Origin of the sequence: Roseibium litorale (genome assembly GCF_014842915.1) — a bacterium.
Lineage (GTDB): Bacteria > Pseudomonadota > Alphaproteobacteria > Rhizobiales > Stappiaceae > Roseibium > Roseibium litorale.
Window position 1 is genome coordinate 61,529 of record NZ_JACYXI010000005.1, and the last position, 17,800, is coordinate 79,328.

Annotated in this window: 16 protein-coding genes; 6 read left to right on the forward strand and 10 right to left on the reverse strand. The window is 58.0% G+C overall.

Annotated elements, in window-relative coordinates:
• Positions 1-101: 101 nt before the first annotated feature.
• Entirely contained in the window at positions 102-605 is a 504-nt protein-coding gene (locus tag IG616_RS09435; protein ID WP_192147916.1) for a hypothetical protein, read from the reverse strand.
• A complete protein-coding gene (locus tag IG616_RS09440) occupies positions 602-1,276 on the reverse strand; it encodes a SatD family protein (protein WP_192147917.1) in 675 nt (224 codons plus the stop codon). The genes IG616_RS09435 and IG616_RS09440 overlap by 4 nt, the downstream gene beginning before the upstream one ends.
• 407 nt (positions 1,277-1,683) lie before the next feature.
• Here IG616_RS09440 and IG616_RS09445 point away from each other — a divergent pair, with 407 nt between their 5' ends.
• Positions 1,684-3,009 (forward strand): class I SAM-dependent methyltransferase, encoded by a 1,326-nt coding sequence (locus tag IG616_RS09445; protein WP_192147918.1) that lies wholly within the window; start codon positions 1,684-1,686, stop codon positions 3,007-3,009.
• 24 nt (positions 3,010-3,033) lie between these two features.
• Here IG616_RS09445 and IG616_RS09450 read toward each other — a convergent pair whose 3' ends face one another.
• The 5 genes from IG616_RS09450 to IG616_RS09470 form a co-directional block, all read right to left on the reverse strand.
• Positions 3,034-3,315: an HPr family phosphocarrier protein gene (locus tag IG616_RS09450; protein ID WP_192147919.1), complete on the reverse strand. Its 282-nt coding sequence runs from the start codon at positions 3,313-3,315 to the stop codon at positions 3,034-3,036.
• An 8-nt stretch (positions 3,316-3,323) separates the two neighbouring features.
• Positions 3,324-3,728 carry a PTS sugar transporter subunit IIA gene (locus IG616_RS09455; RefSeq protein WP_192147920.1) on the reverse strand — a complete coding sequence of 135 codons (405 nt, stop codon included), beginning with the start codon at positions 3,726-3,728 and terminating at the stop codon, positions 3,324-3,326.
• 108 nt (positions 3,729-3,836) lie between these two features.
• Positions 3,837-4,337 carry an HPr kinase/phosphorylase gene (locus tag IG616_RS09460; RefSeq protein WP_343072358.1) on the reverse strand — a complete coding sequence of 167 codons (501 nt, stop codon included), beginning with the start codon at positions 4,335-4,337 and terminating at the stop codon, positions 3,837-3,839.
• Positions 4,334-6,145, reverse strand: a complete 1,812-nt coding sequence (locus IG616_RS09465) for a sensor histidine kinase (RefSeq protein WP_192147922.1) — start codon at positions 6,143-6,145, stop codon at positions 4,334-4,336. Before IG616_RS09465 ends, IG616_RS09460 begins: the two co-directional genes overlap by 4 nt.
• Before the next feature lie 29 nt (positions 6,146-6,174).
• Positions 6,175-6,873, reverse strand: a complete 699-nt coding sequence (locus IG616_RS09470) for a response regulator transcription factor (RefSeq protein ID WP_192147923.1) — start codon at positions 6,871-6,873, stop codon at positions 6,175-6,177.
• A 528-nt stretch (positions 6,874-7,401) separates the two neighbouring features.
• Here IG616_RS09470 and IG616_RS09475 point away from each other — a divergent pair.
• The 5 genes from IG616_RS09475 (at position 7,402) to IG616_RS09495 (ending at position 12,418) form a co-directional block, all read left to right on the forward strand.
• Positions 7,402-9,012, forward strand: a complete 1,611-nt coding sequence (locus tag IG616_RS09475; protein ID WP_192147924.1) for a phosphoenolpyruvate carboxykinase — start codon at positions 7,402-7,404, stop codon at positions 9,010-9,012.
• A gap of 180 nt (positions 9,013-9,192) precedes the next feature.
• On the forward strand, positions 9,193-9,528 hold the full coding sequence (locus IG616_RS09480; protein WP_192147925.1) for an XdhC family protein: 336 nt from the start codon (positions 9,193-9,195) through the stop codon (positions 9,526-9,528).
• Positions 9,529-9,560: 32 nt separating this feature from the next.
• Complete coding sequence (locus IG616_RS09485) at positions 9,561-10,268, forward strand: XdhC family protein (RefSeq protein ID WP_192147926.1); 708 nt, start codon at positions 9,561-9,563, stop codon at positions 10,266-10,268.
• Positions 10,268-11,911: an NTP transferase domain-containing protein gene (locus IG616_RS09490; RefSeq protein ID WP_192147927.1), complete on the forward strand. Its 1,644-nt coding sequence runs from the start codon at positions 10,268-10,270 to the stop codon at positions 11,909-11,911. Before IG616_RS09485 ends, IG616_RS09490 begins: the two co-directional genes overlap by 1 nt.
• 297 nt (positions 11,912-12,208) lie before the next feature.
• Positions 12,209-12,418, forward strand: a complete 210-nt coding sequence (locus IG616_RS09495) for a hypothetical protein (RefSeq protein WP_192147928.1) — start codon at positions 12,209-12,211, stop codon at positions 12,416-12,418.
• A gap of 74 nt (positions 12,419-12,492) precedes the next feature.
• Here IG616_RS09495 and IG616_RS09500 read toward each other — a convergent pair whose 3' ends face one another.
• From IG616_RS09500 to IG616_RS09510, 3 genes are all read right to left on the reverse strand, one after another.
• Entirely contained in the window at positions 12,493-14,544 is a 2,052-nt protein-coding gene (locus tag IG616_RS09500) for a methyl-accepting chemotaxis protein (RefSeq protein WP_192147929.1), read from the reverse strand.
• A gap of 440 nt (positions 14,545-14,984) precedes the next feature.
• Positions 14,985-16,979: a methyl-accepting chemotaxis protein gene (locus tag IG616_RS09505; RefSeq protein ID WP_192147930.1), complete on the reverse strand. Its 1,995-nt coding sequence runs from the start codon at positions 16,977-16,979 to the stop codon at positions 14,985-14,987.
• A gap of 312 nt (positions 16,980-17,291) precedes the next feature.
• The gene (locus IG616_RS09510) at positions 17,292-17,699 is read right to left on the reverse strand and encodes a F0F1 ATP synthase subunit epsilon (protein ID WP_192147931.1); all 408 of its coding nucleotides are present in this window, start codon (positions 17,697-17,699) and stop codon (positions 17,292-17,294) included.
• Positions 17,700-17,800 lie beyond the last annotated feature (101 nt).

Here is a 17,800-nt window from a genome sequence, read left to right on the forward strand (position 1 = left end):
AGGCATGCCATCCCATTGGCGCCTGTATATACCCCTGTCTGTCTCATGTAGCAATGGAGATATAAAGATTTCTTTATGTCAATTTACGGAAGCATGAGGACCTAGCCAGGCAATCCGAACTGGCCGAGCAAGCCGGACGGAAAGAGGCCAAACCCGACAAGCCGGTCATAGAGAAGAAGAAGCACCGCGATCACGACGGCCCAGAGGATGCTGCAGAGCGATCCGATAAGGAAATATTCCGCCCGGATCTGTTTATCGAGCTCCTTGTACCGCGCAGTGGTCTTGAGGGCGATCACAGCCACCAGCACCTCCCATTTCCCCAGAAGAAGGCCCGTGAGGATAAGCAGACGCTCCAGACCGCCGATAATGCGGCCAGCCTTCAGCTCCTTCTTGTCCGCCTCTTTCTGCTCATGCGAAGGCTCGCCTTCGCCCAAGGCGCCCACAGAAGATGTGTCCTGCTGCGGTAAGGCAGCCGGTTGCGGCACGACGGATTTGACCGACGAGGTGACGACCCATTTGATCAGACCATTGCCTGCCCACCAGATGAGCGGCAGAAAAACGAAATAGCCCAACCCGATCAGGATTTCTTCAAGCATCCCCATCATTCCTCCCCGCTCCTCAACTCGTCGCGGCTCGCCAGAAACGTCAGCAAAGCCTCTATCTGGTCCTGATAGAAGCTCAAGCGCGCAGCCGACAGGACCTTGTAGACCGCCCGCTCGCTGACGGCGTTCTTCCCGGCGATTTCCGGCACCTCCGCCCCATCCAGAATATGGGACAGGACATAACTTGCCTGCGTCGGCGTCCAGCCTTCTTCAATCATAGTCAGCGTACTGCCGACGGCTTCCAGCAGCCCGGACAACGGCTTGTCCTGATAGAAGGAAAACCGGTAGGCATTGCCATCCTTCTTGTCATTCAACCGCTCGCGCGCCTGAGCCAACCCGTCACCCATCATGTTCCAGGCCCGGTCCGGATTGACAGGGGTTGCCAGATCAACCGGCCCGATCACGAACCTGCACAGAACATGGACGCGAAGCAGCCGGAGCCGGATAGCCAGCACAATGCGAAACGCTTCTGCAGCCGTAAAGGTTAGGCCCTGGAATTCATCGCCCAGAGTGATCGTCAGGGGAGACGGCAGGCTGACGGAGAATTGCGCATTTACGGCAGATACCGCATTATTGAAATTCTGATGCAGCTGCGCTCTGGAGGTCACGCTCTCGCTGGAGACCAGGTCCCCCATGACCGCTATGAAGCGTCCGGCCTTGGCTTTTTCAGACATAGGAGCTCCTTCGCCAGCTCAACCGCTGCCATTGCTGGCACGGAAGGTAGCACAAACGCTTCTTAGGAACCATAATGAGTTCACTTCATAATAACGAACCTAAAATGGTTCACTTTGAATTAATGAACTAAAACTGGTTCCTCTTTCTTTCCGCAGGGCCCTACACGTCTCGCAGCAGATCCAGCCTGCGTCATCGCCCCCAAGATCTAGGCTCCGCCAACAATCAACCATCCCTCTGGATGGCATATGGTCAGCCACACCTCGTCCCGGTCAGGCCACCGAAGTTCCGCGCCCAATCCTAAACGCGCCAGTGGCACTCAACGTAACAAGCTGACATCATAGCGCTTGGTGATCTGGACCCAACCGTATGCCCGGAGCCGACCCTTGCCGCGAACGAAAGCTTGAATGTGACCGATAGCTTGAATAGTTCCAACAGCAGCGCGCATCTTGCCGAAGCCGTGCACACCGCAGTCGCCGCGTTGCGGCCCTATCTCAATATCCATTTTTCCATGAGATTATGGGACGGTTCTATTGTCCAACTTGGAAAAGACGTGATCCCCGGCCTGCTGTTGACGATCAACGAGCCAGGTGTGCTGCCATCCCTGCTCAGACTGCCAACGCTCGACCGCTTGATCCGGCACTACGCACACGGCCACATCGATATCGAAGGCGGTACGATCGTCGATATAGGCATGCCTTTTGCCGTAGATAAAACAGCCCAGAGGCAGCTGCGGAAGATGAGCAAGCTTGCCGCAGTGAAGGCACTTTGGCCCATCCTGAAGGCGCCCGGCATCCCGCCCGACAAGACCCGGGGATTTGGCGCCGACGCTGACGGCAAAAGACGTCAGACAGCAGACAACAAACGCTTCATCGGCTTTCACTATGATGTCGGCAATGATTTCTACAATCTCTTCCTTGACCCGGAGATGCAGTATTCCTGCGCTTATTTCCCGGAGCCGGAAACGGATCTCGATGCGGCCCAAGCCGCCAAGATCGAGATCACTTGCCGGAAACTGCGTCTCAAGCCGGGGGACAGGCTTCTCGATATCGGCTGCGGCTGGGGCGGTCTGCTCTGCCATGCGGTGATGCATCACGGCGCCATCGGTCACGGGGTTACCCTGTCAGAAGAACAACTCGCATTCGCCAAAGCGAAAGCGGAACGCCTGGGTCTTTCCGGCCGCCTCACCTTCGAATTGATCGACTACAGAAACCTGACCGGCAGCTTCGACAAGATCGTCTCTGTCGGAATGTATGAGCATATTGGGCTCGACAATATTCCGGCCTATTTCAATAAGGTCCGGTCTCTGCTGGCCGAAAACGGGCTCTTTCTCAACCACGCCATTTCCAGAAGGGCGAAGCGCCGCAAATTCAGGCTGATCAAACGGCCAGAGCAGCGCGCCTTGCAAAAGTACATCTTTCCGGGCGGAGAGCTGGATGATATCGGCCACACGATCAGTGAAATGGAGCGCGCCGGGTTTGAAGTCCACGACGTTGAGAACTGGCGTCCTCACTATGAGAAAACCACCCGGATCTGGTGCGAGCGGCTGACAGCCCGGCGCGCAGAGGCAGAAGCGCTCGCCGGACCTGAACTTTACCGGCTTTGGGTGGCCTACCTGGGCGGCTGCGCCCTGACGTTTCATCGCAGATCGGCGCGGATCTATCAAACGGTCGCCGGAAAATCCGCGAAGGGAACTCCGCCCGTCCCGCTTAGCCGCGCAGATCTCTACCGTTGAGGGCGGGGGAGCGGAGCGCCACTCCTAGTCCCGCTCGCCGAAGCCATCTTCGACAAGATCGGTGATTGCCGCCAGGGCGTTGCCGGCTTCATTGCCGCTGACCGCCACATGAATGCAGCAGCCGGGACTAGCGGCCAGCATCATCAGGCCCATGATGGACGTGCCGCCAACGGTCTGGCCATCTTTGGAGACATAAACCTCAGCATCGAATGTCTCGACCAGCTTCACCATCTTGGCAGAGGCACGCGCGTGCAGGCCCCGCTGATTGACGATGACAAGATCCTTTTCAAGCACCGGCAAATCCATCAATCCCCTCAGCTTTGCCCCGAGAGAACCTGGCTGGCAACAGAAATATACTTCTGACCAGCCTGCCGCGCTTCTTCGACGGCATCCGCAAGGGTGCGGTCACCGCGAACACTCGCGAGCTTGATGAGCATGGGGAGGTTCACACCGGCAACCACCTCGACGGAGCGTCCATCCATGACAGAAATGGCCAGATTTGACGGGGTGCCGCCAAACATATCGGTCAGAAGCACGACGCCTTGACCAGTGTTCGCCTGCTCAACGGCCGCCAGAATATCCTGACGGCGCTGCTCCATGTCGTCATCCGGTCCGATACAGATCGTTTCGACCTGCTGCTGCGGTCCGACAACATGCTCGAGCGCCGATTTGAATTCCTCTGCGAGGCGTCCATGGGTAACGAGGACAAGTCCGATCATATGTTCCGTGACCTGAATGGTTTCATCTGGCCGGTTAGGCCGCCCAATTGGTTTGCAGCACTGTCGGCAACAGAGAAGCCAGTTGCAAGCGAAATTGCGGGCTCCGCCTCAAAGATAGCCAGAGCTATTGGGGAAAAGCCCAAGGAATGCCCAGCGTATCCGCCGGATGGCCTCCTGCGGCAAATTTTCAGCCACCTCTATTCTCGGCACACGAACCCCTTCGAGAACCGTTTCCGTAATCTGCCACTCAGGCAGACGGTCAATCCGGGCGGGGGGTAGAAGATCAACGGCCAAGCGGACAACAGCTGCCTTTTCATGAGGCACGCGAAAGATCCCTGCCCCGCGCACCTCTATCAGCCCCTCAAGGTTCCGGGCAGGCCGCGCCGTGAGCTGTCCCTTCCCGCCTCTCGCAAGCACCGTGCGGTCATCGCTGACCAATGCCGCAAAATGTCCTCCGGACCTTGCGTGCTGCACCAGAACATCGGCCAGCGCCGACTTTCCGCTGCCGGACGCTCCCCGGAGCAGAATGCCGAAAGGACCAATCACAATGCATCCTGCATGAATTGACGCTGGCAGGGCAGCACCGCCTGAACCGGCACCCGTCATCATGTAGGGGCCCCGGCAGGCAGGCGGATGGTAAATCGGGCGCCCTGGATCACCTGTTCTCCGGTTTCGAGATCCCGGACAGTCCGGTTCTCTGCAGAAATCGTTCCGCCATGCGCCTCGATGATCTGCCGCGAGATGGAAAGGCCCAGACCAGAGTTGTTGCCAAAGGCTTCGCTGTCGGGCCGGTCCGTATAGAAGCGCTCGAAAATCCGGTCGATGTTATCGGCGCGAATCCCGCGGCCGTCGTCATCGACCAAGACAACGATCCTGTCCTCCTCCCGCGACAGGGTAATGCGCACAGAACCGCCCTTGGGCGAGAACGACCGGGCATTGTCCAGGAGATTGCGGATCACCTGGCCCAGCCGGATGTCATGACCGATCAGGACAAAGGGCTTGAGTCCGGAGGCCTGCTCGACCTTGAAGATTACCTTGGCGCTGTCCTGATCGCCACGCTGGTTGGTCGCGCTGGCAATGTTGGAGAGAAGGTCTTCCATATCAAGCGGCTCGGCCTGCGCCCTGGCGAGTTCTGCGTCCAGGCGGGACGCATCCGAGATATCGGTAATCAGTCGGTCCAGACGGCGGACGTCATGCTGAATGACATCCAGCAGCCGTTCCTTGGAGGAGTCGGTCTTTGCCAGAGGCAGTGTCTCGACAGCGCTGCGCAGGGAGGTCAGCGGGTTCTTCAGCTCATGTGCCACATCTGCCGCGAACTGCTCGATCGCGTCGATGCGGTTATAAAGCGAGTTGGTCATGTCACGGAACGCCCGTGCCAGATGGCCAATCTCGTCCTGCCGGTCGGAGAATTCCGGAATTTCCTGCCGCGAATTGGTGCCCTTGCGAACCCGCTCTGCCGCAGCGGCCAGACGCCGCACAGGGCCTGCAATGGTTCCCGCAAGCAAGATGGAGAGCAAAGTTGTCACCGTGGCAGCGACAAGGAACACACGCATGATCGCAAGACGCTCGGCGCTGACGATGGCGTCAATGTCGCCACCCTGTGTCGAAAGAAGCAGGGTACCCAGCACAGCCCGGAAGCGCTGGATCGGAACCGCAACGGAAACGATCAGCTCCCCCCTCTGGGAGACGCGCACGACGCTTGCAGGCGAGCCCGCAAGAGCCGCCTCCACTTCCGGATAGATGCGGCCATCGCCGCCGCCTGCCTCCTGATAGAGAGGGAGGTCGCCCTGACGCAGCCAGAGTTTCAGCTTCTGCCAAATCTGCTCGAACAGCCCTTCCTCCTCTGAGGTCGGTGCCGGGAGATCGAAGCGCAGGATCTGGGCACTGGAATAGAGATGGCGGGAATCCAGGATAAGAATGCCATCCGGATCATAGATCCGCGCCCGGGTCTTGGTCGGAGAAATCAGGCGCCGCAGAACTGGGCCGACACGCTCCGGATTGACCGGAAAGTCGAGAGAATCGAAATCGTCGCTGCTCGGGCCGATACTTTCACCCGCCTGCAGCTTCAACAGCCGCTCCGGATCGACGGTGATGGCCCCCGTATCCACAGTGGCGGATGCCGCAATCGCCCCGGCAATGATTTCACCCTGGGTTAGAAGGCTTTGAACGCGCGCGTCAATCAGACCCGCGCGGAACTGGTTCAGGTACAAAATACCGACAAGAAGGGCGATGAGGCCGACAAGATTGATCGCTACGATCCGCCGGGTAACCGACGACAGGACATAAGTCCCGAAGAGCTTGCCGAACCGGCCCAGCAGCAAACGGCGGATGCGCCGGTTTCCAAGCCGCCGGAGCTGCGACCTGTCAGGCTGCGCTGCTGCGGGAGGAACCGCCGCAGGCGTATCAGTTTCAGACATCTTGTCGGCAGCAGACATATTGGAAGCGCTTAGGCCTCCCTGAAGCGGTAACCGACGCCATAGAGGGTTTCAATCATGTCGAAATCGTCATCGACGATCTTGAACTTCTTGCGCAGGCGCTTGATGTGGCTATCGATGGTCCGGTCGTCCACATAGACCTGATCGTCATAGGCCGCATCCATCAGGGCGTTCCGGCTCTTCACGACGCCCGGGCGCTGAGCCAGCGCAGACAGGATGAGGAACTCCGTTACGGTCAGGGTGACCGGCTTGTTGTTCCAGGTGCAGGTGTGGCGCTCCTGATCCATCAGCAGCTGACCGCGCTCGAGCAGCTTGTCCGCGTCTTCACGCGGAGCGCTCGCATCGCGCGGCTGGGCACGGCGCAGAACGGCCCGGACACGCTCGACGAGGAGACGCTGGGAAAACGGCTTCCGGATAAAATCATCCGCACCCATCTTCAGCCCGAACAGCTCATCGATCTCATCGTCCTTGGAGGTGAGAAAGATGACTGGCAGGTCGGAATTCTGGCGCAGGCGGCGCAGCAGTTCCATCCCGTCCATACGTGGCATCTTGATGTCGAAGATCGCCAGATCAGGGGTATCGCTTTGCAAGCCGTCGAGTGCCGATGTGCCATCGGTATAGGTCTGAACCCGGTATCCTTCGGATTCCAGTGCGATCGAGACGGAAGTCAGGATGTTGCGGTCATCATCAACCAGCGCAATTGTCGGCATTGTCGGACTCTGATCCTTTGTCTGCTAGGCCCATGGGCCTCTCAATTGGACAAATAGGCAATGGCCTCGCAAATGCGAGGAAAATATGACGCTTGGCAAGACCTGCAGCCCTTCACCGCTCAATCAGCACTACATTATATTACTGCGAGAACATTCTGAACTGGCTCACCCTCTCACTTTACCATCAGAAGCAGAGAGCCCGATACGGCCGTTTCCCGGTTAAAAATTCCATTTCCAATCTAAAATGAAATAATAATTCCATATATCAGGGAAATCCCGCCTTGGGAAAAGTGCCATACAAGATAAATGAAGACCATCCACAAAACCAATCGATTATTTTGCCAGTCAAATTAAATACCATTGCCAACTAAATCAGTTTTAATCGATTAAACATCTCTTCTAGTCCTTTGTCCGGCTTGTTGCAGAAAGGTGTTTCCACTAGGTTCCGCGTGCCAAAGCAAACGGCCATTGCAGTATTTCCGGACGCGGTCCGGACCGGCCATTCAAGATCACAAGGACATCGGGATCATGAAAGAAGTAGGCGTACGGAATTCCTCTTTCGGCGTGGAAACCTTCGGACTGAACGGTCTGAAGGCCGTCTATTGGAACCTAAACGAGCCTGCTCTTTATGAGCACGCCCTCACCCGGGGCGAAGCCCGCGTCGCAGCCAACGGCCCCCTCGTCGCCGATACAGGCGTACACACCGGCCGTTCGCCGAAGGACAAATATGTTCTTCGCGACGCATCCACCGAAAACACCGTCTGGTGGGACAATAACCAGGCGATGACTTCCGAACAGTTCGAAACGCTGCTGGCGGATTTCCGCAAGCACGCGGAAGGCATGGACCTGTTTGCTCAGGACCTTTGGGGCGGCGCTGAGGAAACTTACCGCCTGCCGGTCCGGGTCTACACCGAGTATGCATGGCACTCGCTGTTCATCCGGAACATGCTGCTGCGTCCGTCCACCGCGGATCTTTCTGAGTTCGCGCCGGACATGACCATCATCGACCTGCCGAGCTTCAAGGCTGACCCGGCCCGTCACGGCTGCCGCTCTGAAACGGTTATCGCCTGCGACCTGACCCGCAAGATCGTCCTGATCGGCGGCACGTCCTATGTCGGCGAAATGAAGAAGTCCGTCTTCACCTTCCTCAACTACCTGCTGCCGGCTCAGGGCGTCATGTCCATGCACTGCTCGGCCAATGTCGGTTCCGAAGGCGACACCGCCGTGTTCTTCGGTCTGTCCGGAACCGGCAAGACCACCTTGTCCGCCGATCCGTCCCGTACCCTGATCGGCGACGACGAGCACGGCTGGGGCAAGAACGGCGTCTTCAACTTCGAAGGCGGCTGCTACGCTAAGACCATCAAGCTGTCGGCCGAAGCCGAACCGGAAATCTTCTCCACGACCCAGCGCTTCGGCACGGTTCTGGAGAACGTGGTTCTCGATGAAAACCGCGTGCCGGATTTCAATGACGGTTCCAAGACCGAAAACACCCGTGCGGCCTATCCGATCCACTTCATTTCGAACGCGAGCCCGACCGGCACCGCTCCGAAGCCGAAGACGATCATCATGCTGACCGCCGATGCATTCGGCGTCATGCCGCCGATCGCCAAGCTGACCCCGGCCCAGGCCATGTACCACTTCCTGTCCGGCTACACCGCCAAGGTGGCCGGCACGGAAAAGGGCGTGACCGAGCCGCAGGCCACTTTCTCCACCTGCTTCGGCGCTCCGTTCATTCCGCGTCATCCGTCTGAATACGGCAACTTGCTGCGCGACCTGATCGCCGAACACAATGTCGACTGCTGGCTGGTCAACACCGGCTGGACTGGTGGCGCCTATGGCACCGGCTCGCGCATGCCGATCAAGGCCACCCGCGCCCTGCTCCATGCAGCGCTCGACGGTTCGCTGAAGGATGCGGAGTTCCGCACCGACGCCAACTTCGGCTTCGCGGTTCCGGTGGATGTTCCGGGCGTCGACATGAAGATCCTGAACCCGCGCGAAACCTGGGCCGACAAGGCGGCTTACGACACCCAGGCCGCCAAGCTGGTGCAGATGTTTGTGAACAACTTCGCGACCTTTGAAGAGCATGTGGACGGCAGCGTTCTGGCTGCGGCCCCGGTTCTGCGCGCTGCTGCTGAATAAAATCAGGCACCAACCGGCCAGACCATTCAACGCCCCGGGTGACCGGGGCGTTTTGCATTCCGGCACAGCCTCCATAAGCCAAGCATTGTGCTGAGACAGGTTTCACTTTCTCAAGCCTGCCACCTCTTTTCGCGGCCTCCGGCTCCCTATATCCTCAAGGCAACATGAGGGAGACGTGATATGGCGGACGACAGGCTGGATATCCTGACCATTTCGGAACGCTGGACGCGCGAAGGCCGTAAGGTGGCGCTGGCGACCGTGATCGAGACCTGGGGGTCTGCCCCGCGTCCGGTCGGATCACATCTGGTGATCGACGCGGAAGGGCGCTTCGAAGGCTCCGTTTCCGGCGGCTGCGTCGAGGGCGCCGTTGTCTCCGAAGCCATTGATGTGATCGGGACGGGAAAGCCGGTCACGCTCGAGTTCGGCGTGGCGGATGAAACGGCCTGGAGGGTCGGCCTCTCCTGCGGCGGACGGATCCGCGTCTATGTGGAACCGGTCACAGCAAACGCTGCCTAACCCGCCCCGTCCTTCTCCGGAGACCGTTTCACATGGACCTTTCAATCCTCAGCGCCCTCAATGAAGAGCGCCTTTCCCGCCGTGCCACGATCCTTGTCACGGACACCTCGTCCGGGCAGCAGCGGCTTGTGCTGAAAGGCAGCGACTATGCCAATGACCCGCTCGCCGAGGAACTCAGCCGCCGTTTCCGGTCCGGAAAATCCGGCATGATCGAAGGCCCGGATGGCGCCTCCCTGTTCCTGACGGTCAGTGTGCCGCCTCCTAGGCTTGTCATCATCGGCGCCGTTCACATTTCACAGGCTCTCGTGCCCATGGCGGAAGCCACCGGTTTTGACGTGACCGTCATTGATCCGCGCACGGCCTTTGCCACGGAAGACCGGTTTCCGGACGGCACGTTGCGCGCGGAATGGCCGGAGGATGTTCTGAAGGAGCATCCGCTCGACTCATATACTGCCGTTGCCGCGGTCACCCATGACCCCAAGATCGATGACATACCCTTGATCAGTGCGCTGAACGCGGACTGTTTCTATGTTGGCGCCCTCGGCAGCCGGAAGACCCATGGCAAACGGCTGGAGCGGTTCCGTGCCGAAGGCGTGAGCGATGCGCAAATCGCCCGGATAGACGCCCCCATCGGCCTCGACATCGGAGCGTCTTCTCCCGCCGAAATCGCCGTTTCCATTCTCGCCGGCATCATTATGGCCCTGCGGAAGGAACCGGAGCCTGCTGCCGGAGCAGCGTGATGGAGTTCGGCCCGGTTCCGACTGCCACTGCCGCGGGCTGCATTCTGGCGCATGCAACGCGGGCGGGATCGGCCATCTTCAAGAAGGGAAGGAAGCTGAGCGAAGACGATATCGCTGTGCTTCTGGAGGCCGGCGTCGAAGGTCTTACTGTAGGCCGGCTTTCGCCCGGTGACATCGGCGAAGATGAGGCCGCCCGGATGATTGCCGAAGCTGCAGGCGGGGACAATCTGGACGTGGACGTGCCCTTTACAGGCAGGGTCAATCTCTATGCCTCCGCATCCGGCATCTTCACCGTCGACAGGCAGGCGGTTGATGCCATGAACCGCATTGACCCGGGCATCACAATTGCCACCCTGCCCGCTTTTGAGCCGGTGGACGCGGGGCGGATGGTGGCGACAGCCAAGATCATCCCCTTTGCCGTCGGCGGGAAACAGACCCAAACGGCAGCCGAGGCAATCAGCGGTGCCTTGAACGTTGCCCCGTACCGGCCACGGAAAGTGGGACTGGTCGCAACCTGTCTTCCGCACCTCAAGCCCTCGACCATGGACAAGACCCGCCAGGTATTGGGCGCAAGGCTCAGCCCCAGCGGCAGCACGCTGCTTGCCGAGGAAAGAGTACCGCACACCGAAAGCGCCGTATCGGATGCCCTTTCGCGGCTGCATCAGCTTGGCGCCGGTTTCTTCGTTCTCTTTGGTGCCTCCGCCGTCGTTGACGGGGACGATGTTCTGCCCTCCGGCATTCGCCGCGCAGGTGGAACGGTGGAGCATTTCGGCATGCCAGTCGATCCGGGCAACCTGCTTTTGACCGGCACTTACAAAGGCCTGCCGGTGATCGGTGCCCCCGGCTGCGCCCGAAGCCCGAAGGAAAACGGCTTTGACTGGGTGTTGAACCGGTTGCTTGCGGATATCCCCGTCACCGGGCAGGACATCACCGGCATGGGGGTAGGAGGCCTTCTCATGGAAATCAGTTCACGGCCCCAGCTTCGGACCCAGAGCCCTCTCCAGACCCGCAAGGATGCCCCGCACAAAGCCGATCCGAAGGTTGCTGTGGTCATCCTGGCCGCCGGCAAGTCCAGCCGCATGGGCGGGCCCAACAAGCTTCTGGCACATCTTCACGGCAAGAGCCTGATCCGGACCGCCGCTGATGCCGCCCTTGCGAGCAAGGCCGTCAAAACCATCGTTGTCACCGGCCATATGGCCGAAGCGATCGAGGACGAACTCGCCGCAACCGCTGCCCATCTCACTCATAACCCCGAATTTAACGAGGGCATGGCTGGCTCGATCCTGGCCGGACTGGGCCAGGCAGGTGAGGAGTGCGATGCCGTTCTAATCATGCTCGGCGATATGCCTGCCATCGGTACAGATGTCCTGAACGGCATGATCAGCCAATATGCCGCCTCCCCCGGGACCCCGATCATCGTCGCCACTGCGGATGGCAAGCGTGGCAATCCCGTCCTGTGGGACAAGCAGTTCTTTCCTGATCTGCGGCGCCTGGAAGGCGACATAGGCGCACGCCACATCATCGCCGCCAATCCGCAACTCGTCGGAGAATATGAAATCGGCGGTGCCGCGCGGCTGGATCTGGATACACCCGAAGCACTCGAAGCAGCCGGTGGCCTGTTTCCGAATGTAAAGGAATCGTAAACAGGCGTTCACGGCGAAAGTAATTTCCCTGTTCACCATTCAAGCCTCAGTAAAGATGACAGGGAAACTCCGGTATGCATGAAATGCAGCGCTCCCATGCTCGTCAAACTATTGCAAATTTGTGACGGGGCGCATATCTGTTTCGTGGCGCACGTATGAACGCCCATTCTGGGGCGGGCTTTCCGCTTGTTCTACGCGCAAGTTAAATCCGGCAATCGACTGAAACTGTTCGGATCCCACCCGGGATGCTCGAGCGTATTCGTTGTACGCCTTCGAAAGACAATAAGGATAAGTTCCATGGATACTCTGAGCCTCCCGCGTCCCGGTTGCTGCAAATGGGCAGAAGGTGATGCCGGTCAGTACACGTTCCCCTGCTCCCGCCGTGTGGAATCAGGCACGTCCTACTGCGAAGAACACCGCTCCATCGTCTACATCCCGCCGGAAGAGCGCCGCCGGTCCCGGTCTTCGGGCGGCATGAGCGGCTCCTTCAAGCGCCTCGCAGCCTGAAGTCCGCAGGACGTTGACGAAAAAAGCCCCCGGTCAGACATGACCGGGGGCTTTTCATTTTCAGCTGCTTTCGCCTATGCGGCCTTCACTTCCCCCAGAAATTGCTCAATTACCTTGCGCATGCTTTCCGCCTGACTGGTCAGGAGCTCGGACGCCTGAACAACGCTGCCTGCAGCCGTTTCAGTTTCCAGCGCCCCCTTGGAGACGACCACAATGCTCCGGCTGACCTCATCGGTGCCCTGAGCTGCCTGATCCACATTCGCAGAGATTTCAGCGGTTGCCGTTGACTGCTCTTCCACCGCGGAGGCAATGGACGACGCGACCGAGTTCATTTCTGCAATGATCGAGGAAATCGCCTGAATTCCGTCAACCGCCTCGCGGGTCTCGCCCTGAATGGCCGAAATCTTCGCGGAGATCTCCTCCGTTGCCTTGCCTGTCTGACTGGCAAGTTCCTTCACTTCTGCCGCAACCACTGCAAAACCCTTGCCCGCTTCGCCAGCCCGGGCCGCTTCGATCGTTGCGTTCAGGGCCAGAAGATTGGTCTGTTCCGCAATGCTGGAAATAAGAGCGATCACTTCGCCGATATCCTCCGCGACTGTGGCCAGTCCGGAAATCTGCTTGTTTGTCTTATCGGCCTGCTCTTCTGCTTTGCTTGCGATGTTTGCGGAGTGGGCAACCTGACTGCTTACTTCGCTAATCGTGGCAGAAAGCTCTTCTGTCGCTGCAGCGACCGTCTGGACGTTAGCGCTCGCCTGTTCGGATGCGCTTGCGACCGTTGTGGCCTGGTGCGCGGTATCCTGGGCTGTTGCCGTCATCTGGCTTGCCGTCACCTGAAGTTCGCCAGAAGCCTCAGAAATCAGGTTCAGCATGGTCGTGACTTCGCCGTCGAACGTATCGATGGCTGCCGCAACCCTCGTGTTGCGCTTTTCGCGCTCAATTTGCTCAGCCTGTTGAACGGACTCCAGACGCTGACGCTCCAAAACACCGTCCCGGAACCCGGCAATGGATTTTGCCACCGCACCGATTTCATCCCGGCGCTGCGCTTCGGCAAAGGCGACCTCTGTGTTGCCGGACGCCAGTTCCTGGGCATCGCCCACCAAGCGCCCCAGTGGTTTGACGATCCCTCTCGAAATCAGGAAGGCAAGGACAACGGACAAAAGGAAAGCAACAGCGGCGACTAGTAAGATCTGGCCACTGGCACTTGTCGCCTTGGCCAGCGCTGCTTGTCCCAGACGCTCCGCATCCTGTCTGGAACTCTCTTTCATCAAGCGGGCGTTGTCAGACGCTGTCGCGCCGGAAGCAAGCAGGCCGTTGTTCCTGAGTTCATTTCTCTCGCGAATGACCTCCTGAAGCTGAAGCGCCATGTCGCGATACTTGACGATCAGTGGCGATACCTCAGCAAGTATCTTTTTGCGGGAAGGATTTTCGACACTCTTCTCCAGGTCCCCGAGCAGCTTTGTAGCGGAAGCCAATTCCGCCTGAGCGCCTTCGATGTCCTCATCCAGATTGGCATCGAGGAACTTCAACACGTGGACGCGAGCCATAAGAAAGTTGTCTTGCAATTTCCCACCAAGGATCACCGTCGTAAGTTCACTGTCGGCGGCCGCTGATGAGCTCAGTTCCGACAAATTTTCACTTACCTCCAGGCCAACCTTCCCCAAGACATTGTTTACGAGATCATCGCGCCTGACATAAAGGTCAACGACCTTTTTTAGCGTATTCTCGAATGTTGCTATGTTTTCGACAATAATTCTCAGATTTTCGACGCGAGCCGGATCTTGCATTTCTTGCTGAGCCACCTGAACTCCAGCATGGACCTCCGCCAGAAACTTCCTGGCCGTTTCCAAGGATTCCGGCTGCCTCGTCCTCAGATAGTCACCGGTGCCGACGAGGACTTTCGCAATGTCGGCGTTCAGCTCGGACGCCAGCAATGCGTCTCCGCTCATATCGTCAAGGCCAGCCACCTCCTCTCCGACACCTCTCAAACTACTGAAGGACCAAGTCCCAATTCCCGCGACCAAGATAGCGACCGCCGCGAAACCTAGGCAAATTCGCAAAAGAACACTCATTTCTCTCTCTTCCTCAAATATGGAGATAGTATCTATCTTATATTTTATGGTTAACAAAATATTAAAATAACCACTTCATCATGATATAATTTACAACATAAGCAGTTGTACGGGAAAATTCCGTAAATACATTCAACATCCCTCAAGTAAACTACATCGTAAACCCTTTAAAATTAAGGGGCAATTTAGTTTTATTTCTATTTATTTCCATCAAAATCTATGCAAGTACTGAATGCATAATATAATGCGCGCATACAAGTATAAATCAAACGGGAAATTAGACAAAGCTCCGGACTACTGCACAAGAACATCAGAACGCTCTCGTCAAACCAAAGACCCTTAACCCGAGCGGACGGAATTGATTTTACGGACTCTGCCAAACTGTTTGTAGAAAGCGGACAAAGTCATGACCTCTATCAGAGATGAAGGTCTATTCGGATATAGAAAAGCCTGCGGGGAGCTACCCCGCAGGCTTATAGGCACACCGGTATGGCCAATCAGGCGGTCCGGACCTCGCCAAGGAAGCTTTCCACCATCTGGCGCATTTCCGTTGCCCGATCCGTGAGCCGGGTCGCTGCGTCCACGACGGTGGACGCAGCCGTATCGGTTTCGGCTGCCGCTTCGGAAACACGGGCAATGCTGGACGTAACATTGCTTGTTCCCTTGAAGGCCTGATCCACGTTGACCGAGATTTCATTGGTTGCCATCGACTGCTCTTCAACAGTCGCAGCAATTGCAGAGGCCACCTGGTTCATTTCATCGATGATGCGGGAGATCGACTGAATGCCCCCTACCGCTTCACGGGTCTCGTTCTGGATGGCGGCTATCTTCTCAGAAATTTCTTCGGTCGCACGGCCGGTCTGACTCGCCAGATCCTTCACCTCAGCTGCGACAACAGCAAAGCCCCGCCCCGCCTCTCCCGCACGGGCCGCTTCAATCGTCGCGTTGAGTGCCAGAAGATTGGTCTGTTCCGCGATACTGGAGATCAGGGCAATCACCTGACCAATGTCCTCGGCGACCGCCGCCAGTCCACCGATCTGATCATTCGTCCGCTTTGCCTCATCGGCCGCCTGCCTGGCAATGCCTGCCGAATGCGAGACGCTTGAACTGACCTCCTGGAGAGAAGCAGACAGCTCTTCCGTCGCGCTGGCCACTGTCTGGACATTTGCCGTTGCCTGCGTCGACGCGCTCGCCACCATGGTGGCCTGGTGACTGGTGTCCTGGGCGTTGCCGGTCATCTGGGCAGCGGTCAGCTGCAGGCCAGCGGCGGCCTCACCCACATCCGCGAGGATCTGCATGACTTCCTTGTCGAAATGCTCCAGTGCAACCGTCACCCGTCCGTTCCGCTCCTCGCGGGCCGTCCGTTCCTGTTCCTGAACAATCTCCAGCCTCTGGCGCTCAAGCACACCATCACGGAACCCAGCGACGGACCGTGCAACCGCGCCGATCTCGTCCTTCCGGCTTGCTTCAGCGAAAGCGACTTCCGTATTGCCGGAAGCAAGCTCGCCCGCATCGCTTACAAGCCTCTTCAACGGTCGTGTGATTGCCAGGGACAGGATAGAGGCGAGACCAATCGCAAGCACGAAGGCGAGCGCTGCCACAGAGCCGACCTGCCACATGGTCGCGCCCATTCTGCTTTGCACCCGCCCGGACAGGGCCTTGGCCTGTTCACCACTGCGCTCTTTCAATTGTAAGGCGTCTGCACTGATCCGGCCTGCAGACGCCAGCAAGGGGCCATCCCGGAGAGCATTCAGGCTGTCGACAATTTCGCGAAGACGCGTTGCACTGTCGAAGAAGCGGCCGGTTTGGGCAATTGCTTCATCCCGCAGCTTCGCCAGATCCCCATCCTTGGCTTTTGAGGACAGGCGCTTGAAGCGGGAGTCCATCGACTTCTGCTGCTTTTGCATTTCATCAATGTCAGCAGGGTCATTCGAGCGCAGATATTGAGACAACGCGATGCGGGCTGAAAGGAACTTCTCATTGGCCTGCGCAGCGATGGCCGAAACATCATGGTCTTTGGCCCGCGTCGCCGTCGTCGCCAGTGCTGACAATTTGCCGGAGGCGACGGGACCCACCAGAGACATGGTGTTTAAGACTAGATCCGCCCGTTCCGCATAGAGCGCCTGCACTTGAGACAAGGCGCTGTTAAAGTCCGCCAGGCCCGCTTGCATGTCCTCAAGCACGGACATCGCATCCGTGTCCGGTGCAGACTGAGAAGCTTCACCTATCGCCACCTCAATGGCAGCTATCTGCTCCTGGGTGGCCGTAAGATCGGCCGGGCTTTCGGTCCTCATGTACCGGTTTAGAGAAATCATGGTTCTGGACATGTCCGCGTCCAGACCAGAGGCGTTCAACGCTTTCAGATTACTCTCTTCAAGCTGTGCGACATGTGTGCCAACCAGACCGAAGTTGACGACCGACCAGCTGCCGACCGCCGCGATCAGCAAGGCGACCAGTGCAAAGCCGAGTAAGATGCGGCTGCGGATGCTCATTTTCACTCCCCATACCCACTTGCAGTAAATGGCCAGAAGAGAATGAGCGTTGCTTCTTAATATAAGTTTTCTATTCGTTCTAGACTCGAACTTAAAAATATTTTCATTACACAAGAGCGAGAAGTATTCAGAATGAAAATATTTTTTCATCATCACGTCGCGATTAGACCATGTATTTTCTTCAAGATCGAGTACGGAAATCATAAAAATTGGATCAATTATACGGAAGAACGGCATTTCATCGCCACCCTCAAAAGAAAAAGGCGCAGCCCGTGGCCACGCCTTGTCCTGATAACGCAATCTGAAAAGTGATCAGGCCGCCTTGAGCGCCTGTTCGACTTCGAGAAGCTGCGAAAGAGTTTCCTGAGCCTTGCGCTTGGCTTCCGGATCCTTTGCGTCAGACACATCTTCCTCTGCGTCCTTGATCTGCTGAGCCAGAACATCCGGCTTCAGATCGGACACAGGAACTGCCTGTTCCGCAAGAACGGTAAGGCCGCCAACGGCAACGTCTGCGAAACCGCCACGCACAAAGAACTCGGTCACGGAGCCATCGGCCTTGAGAACCTTCAGGATCCCCGGCTTGATGGTGGACATGAACGGGCTGTGGTTCTTCAGAACGCCGAATTCACCTTCGGTGCCCGGTACGACAACCTGGGTGACTTCTTCGGACAGGAGCAGGCGCTCAGGGGAGACCAACTCGAACTGAAATACTTCGGCCATCTGGCTTGTCCCTTGTGAAACTTGCGCGGACCGCACGCTTTTGAGCGGCAATCCGGGAAATCAGGTCCGGGCGCCTGGTCTATCAGGCGCCCGGAATATTG

What these genes read in the sequence shown, in the direction of transcription:
- IG616_RS09435 (WP_192147916.1), bottom strand. Translation starts at nt 605, where the DNA reads ATGATGGGGATGCTTGAAGAAATCCTGATCGGGTTGGGCTATTTCGTT.
- IG616_RS09440 (WP_192147917.1), bottom strand. Translation starts at nt 1,276, where the DNA reads ATGTCTGAAAAAGCCAAGGCCGGACGCTTCATAGCGGTCATGGGGGAC.
- IG616_RS09450 (WP_192147919.1), bottom strand. Translation starts at nt 3,315, where the DNA reads ATGGATTTGCCGGTGCTTGAAAAGGATCTTGTCATCGTCAATCAGCGG.
- IG616_RS09455 (WP_192147920.1), bottom strand. Translation starts at nt 3,728, where the DNA reads ATGATCGGACTTGTCCTCGTTACCCATGGACGCCTCGCAGAGGAATTC.
- IG616_RS09460 (WP_343072358.1), bottom strand. Translation starts at nt 4,337, where the DNA reads ATGATGACGGGTGCCGGTTCAGGCGGTGCTGCCCTGCCAGCGTCAATT.
- IG616_RS09465 (WP_192147922.1), bottom strand. Translation starts at nt 6,145, where the DNA reads ATGTCTGAAACTGATACGCCTGCGGCGGTTCCTCCCGCAGCAGCGCAG.
- IG616_RS09470 (WP_192147923.1), bottom strand. Translation starts at nt 6,873, where the DNA reads ATGCCGACAATTGCGCTGGTTGATGATGACCGCAACATCCTGACTTCC.
- IG616_RS09475 (WP_192147924.1), top strand. Translation starts at nt 7,402, where the DNA reads ATGAAAGAAGTAGGCGTACGGAATTCCTCTTTCGGCGTGGAAACCTTC.
- IG616_RS09480 (WP_192147925.1), top strand. Translation starts at nt 9,193, where the DNA reads ATGGCGGACGACAGGCTGGATATCCTGACCATTTCGGAACGCTGGACG.
- IG616_RS09485 (WP_192147926.1), top strand. Translation starts at nt 9,561, where the DNA reads ATGGACCTTTCAATCCTCAGCGCCCTCAATGAAGAGCGCCTTTCCCGC.
- IG616_RS09490 (WP_192147927.1), top strand. Translation starts at nt 10,268, where the DNA reads ATGGAGTTCGGCCCGGTTCCGACTGCCACTGCCGCGGGCTGCATTCTG.
- IG616_RS09495 (WP_192147928.1), top strand. Translation starts at nt 12,209, where the DNA reads ATGGATACTCTGAGCCTCCCGCGTCCCGGTTGCTGCAAATGGGCAGAA.
- IG616_RS09505 (WP_192147930.1), bottom strand. Translation starts at nt 16,979, where the DNA reads ATGAGCATCCGCAGCCGCATCTTACTCGGCTTTGCACTGGTCGCCTTG.
- IG616_RS09510 (WP_192147931.1), bottom strand. Translation starts at nt 17,699, where the DNA reads ATGGCCGAAGTATTTCAGTTCGAGTTGGTCTCCCCTGAGCGCCTGCTC.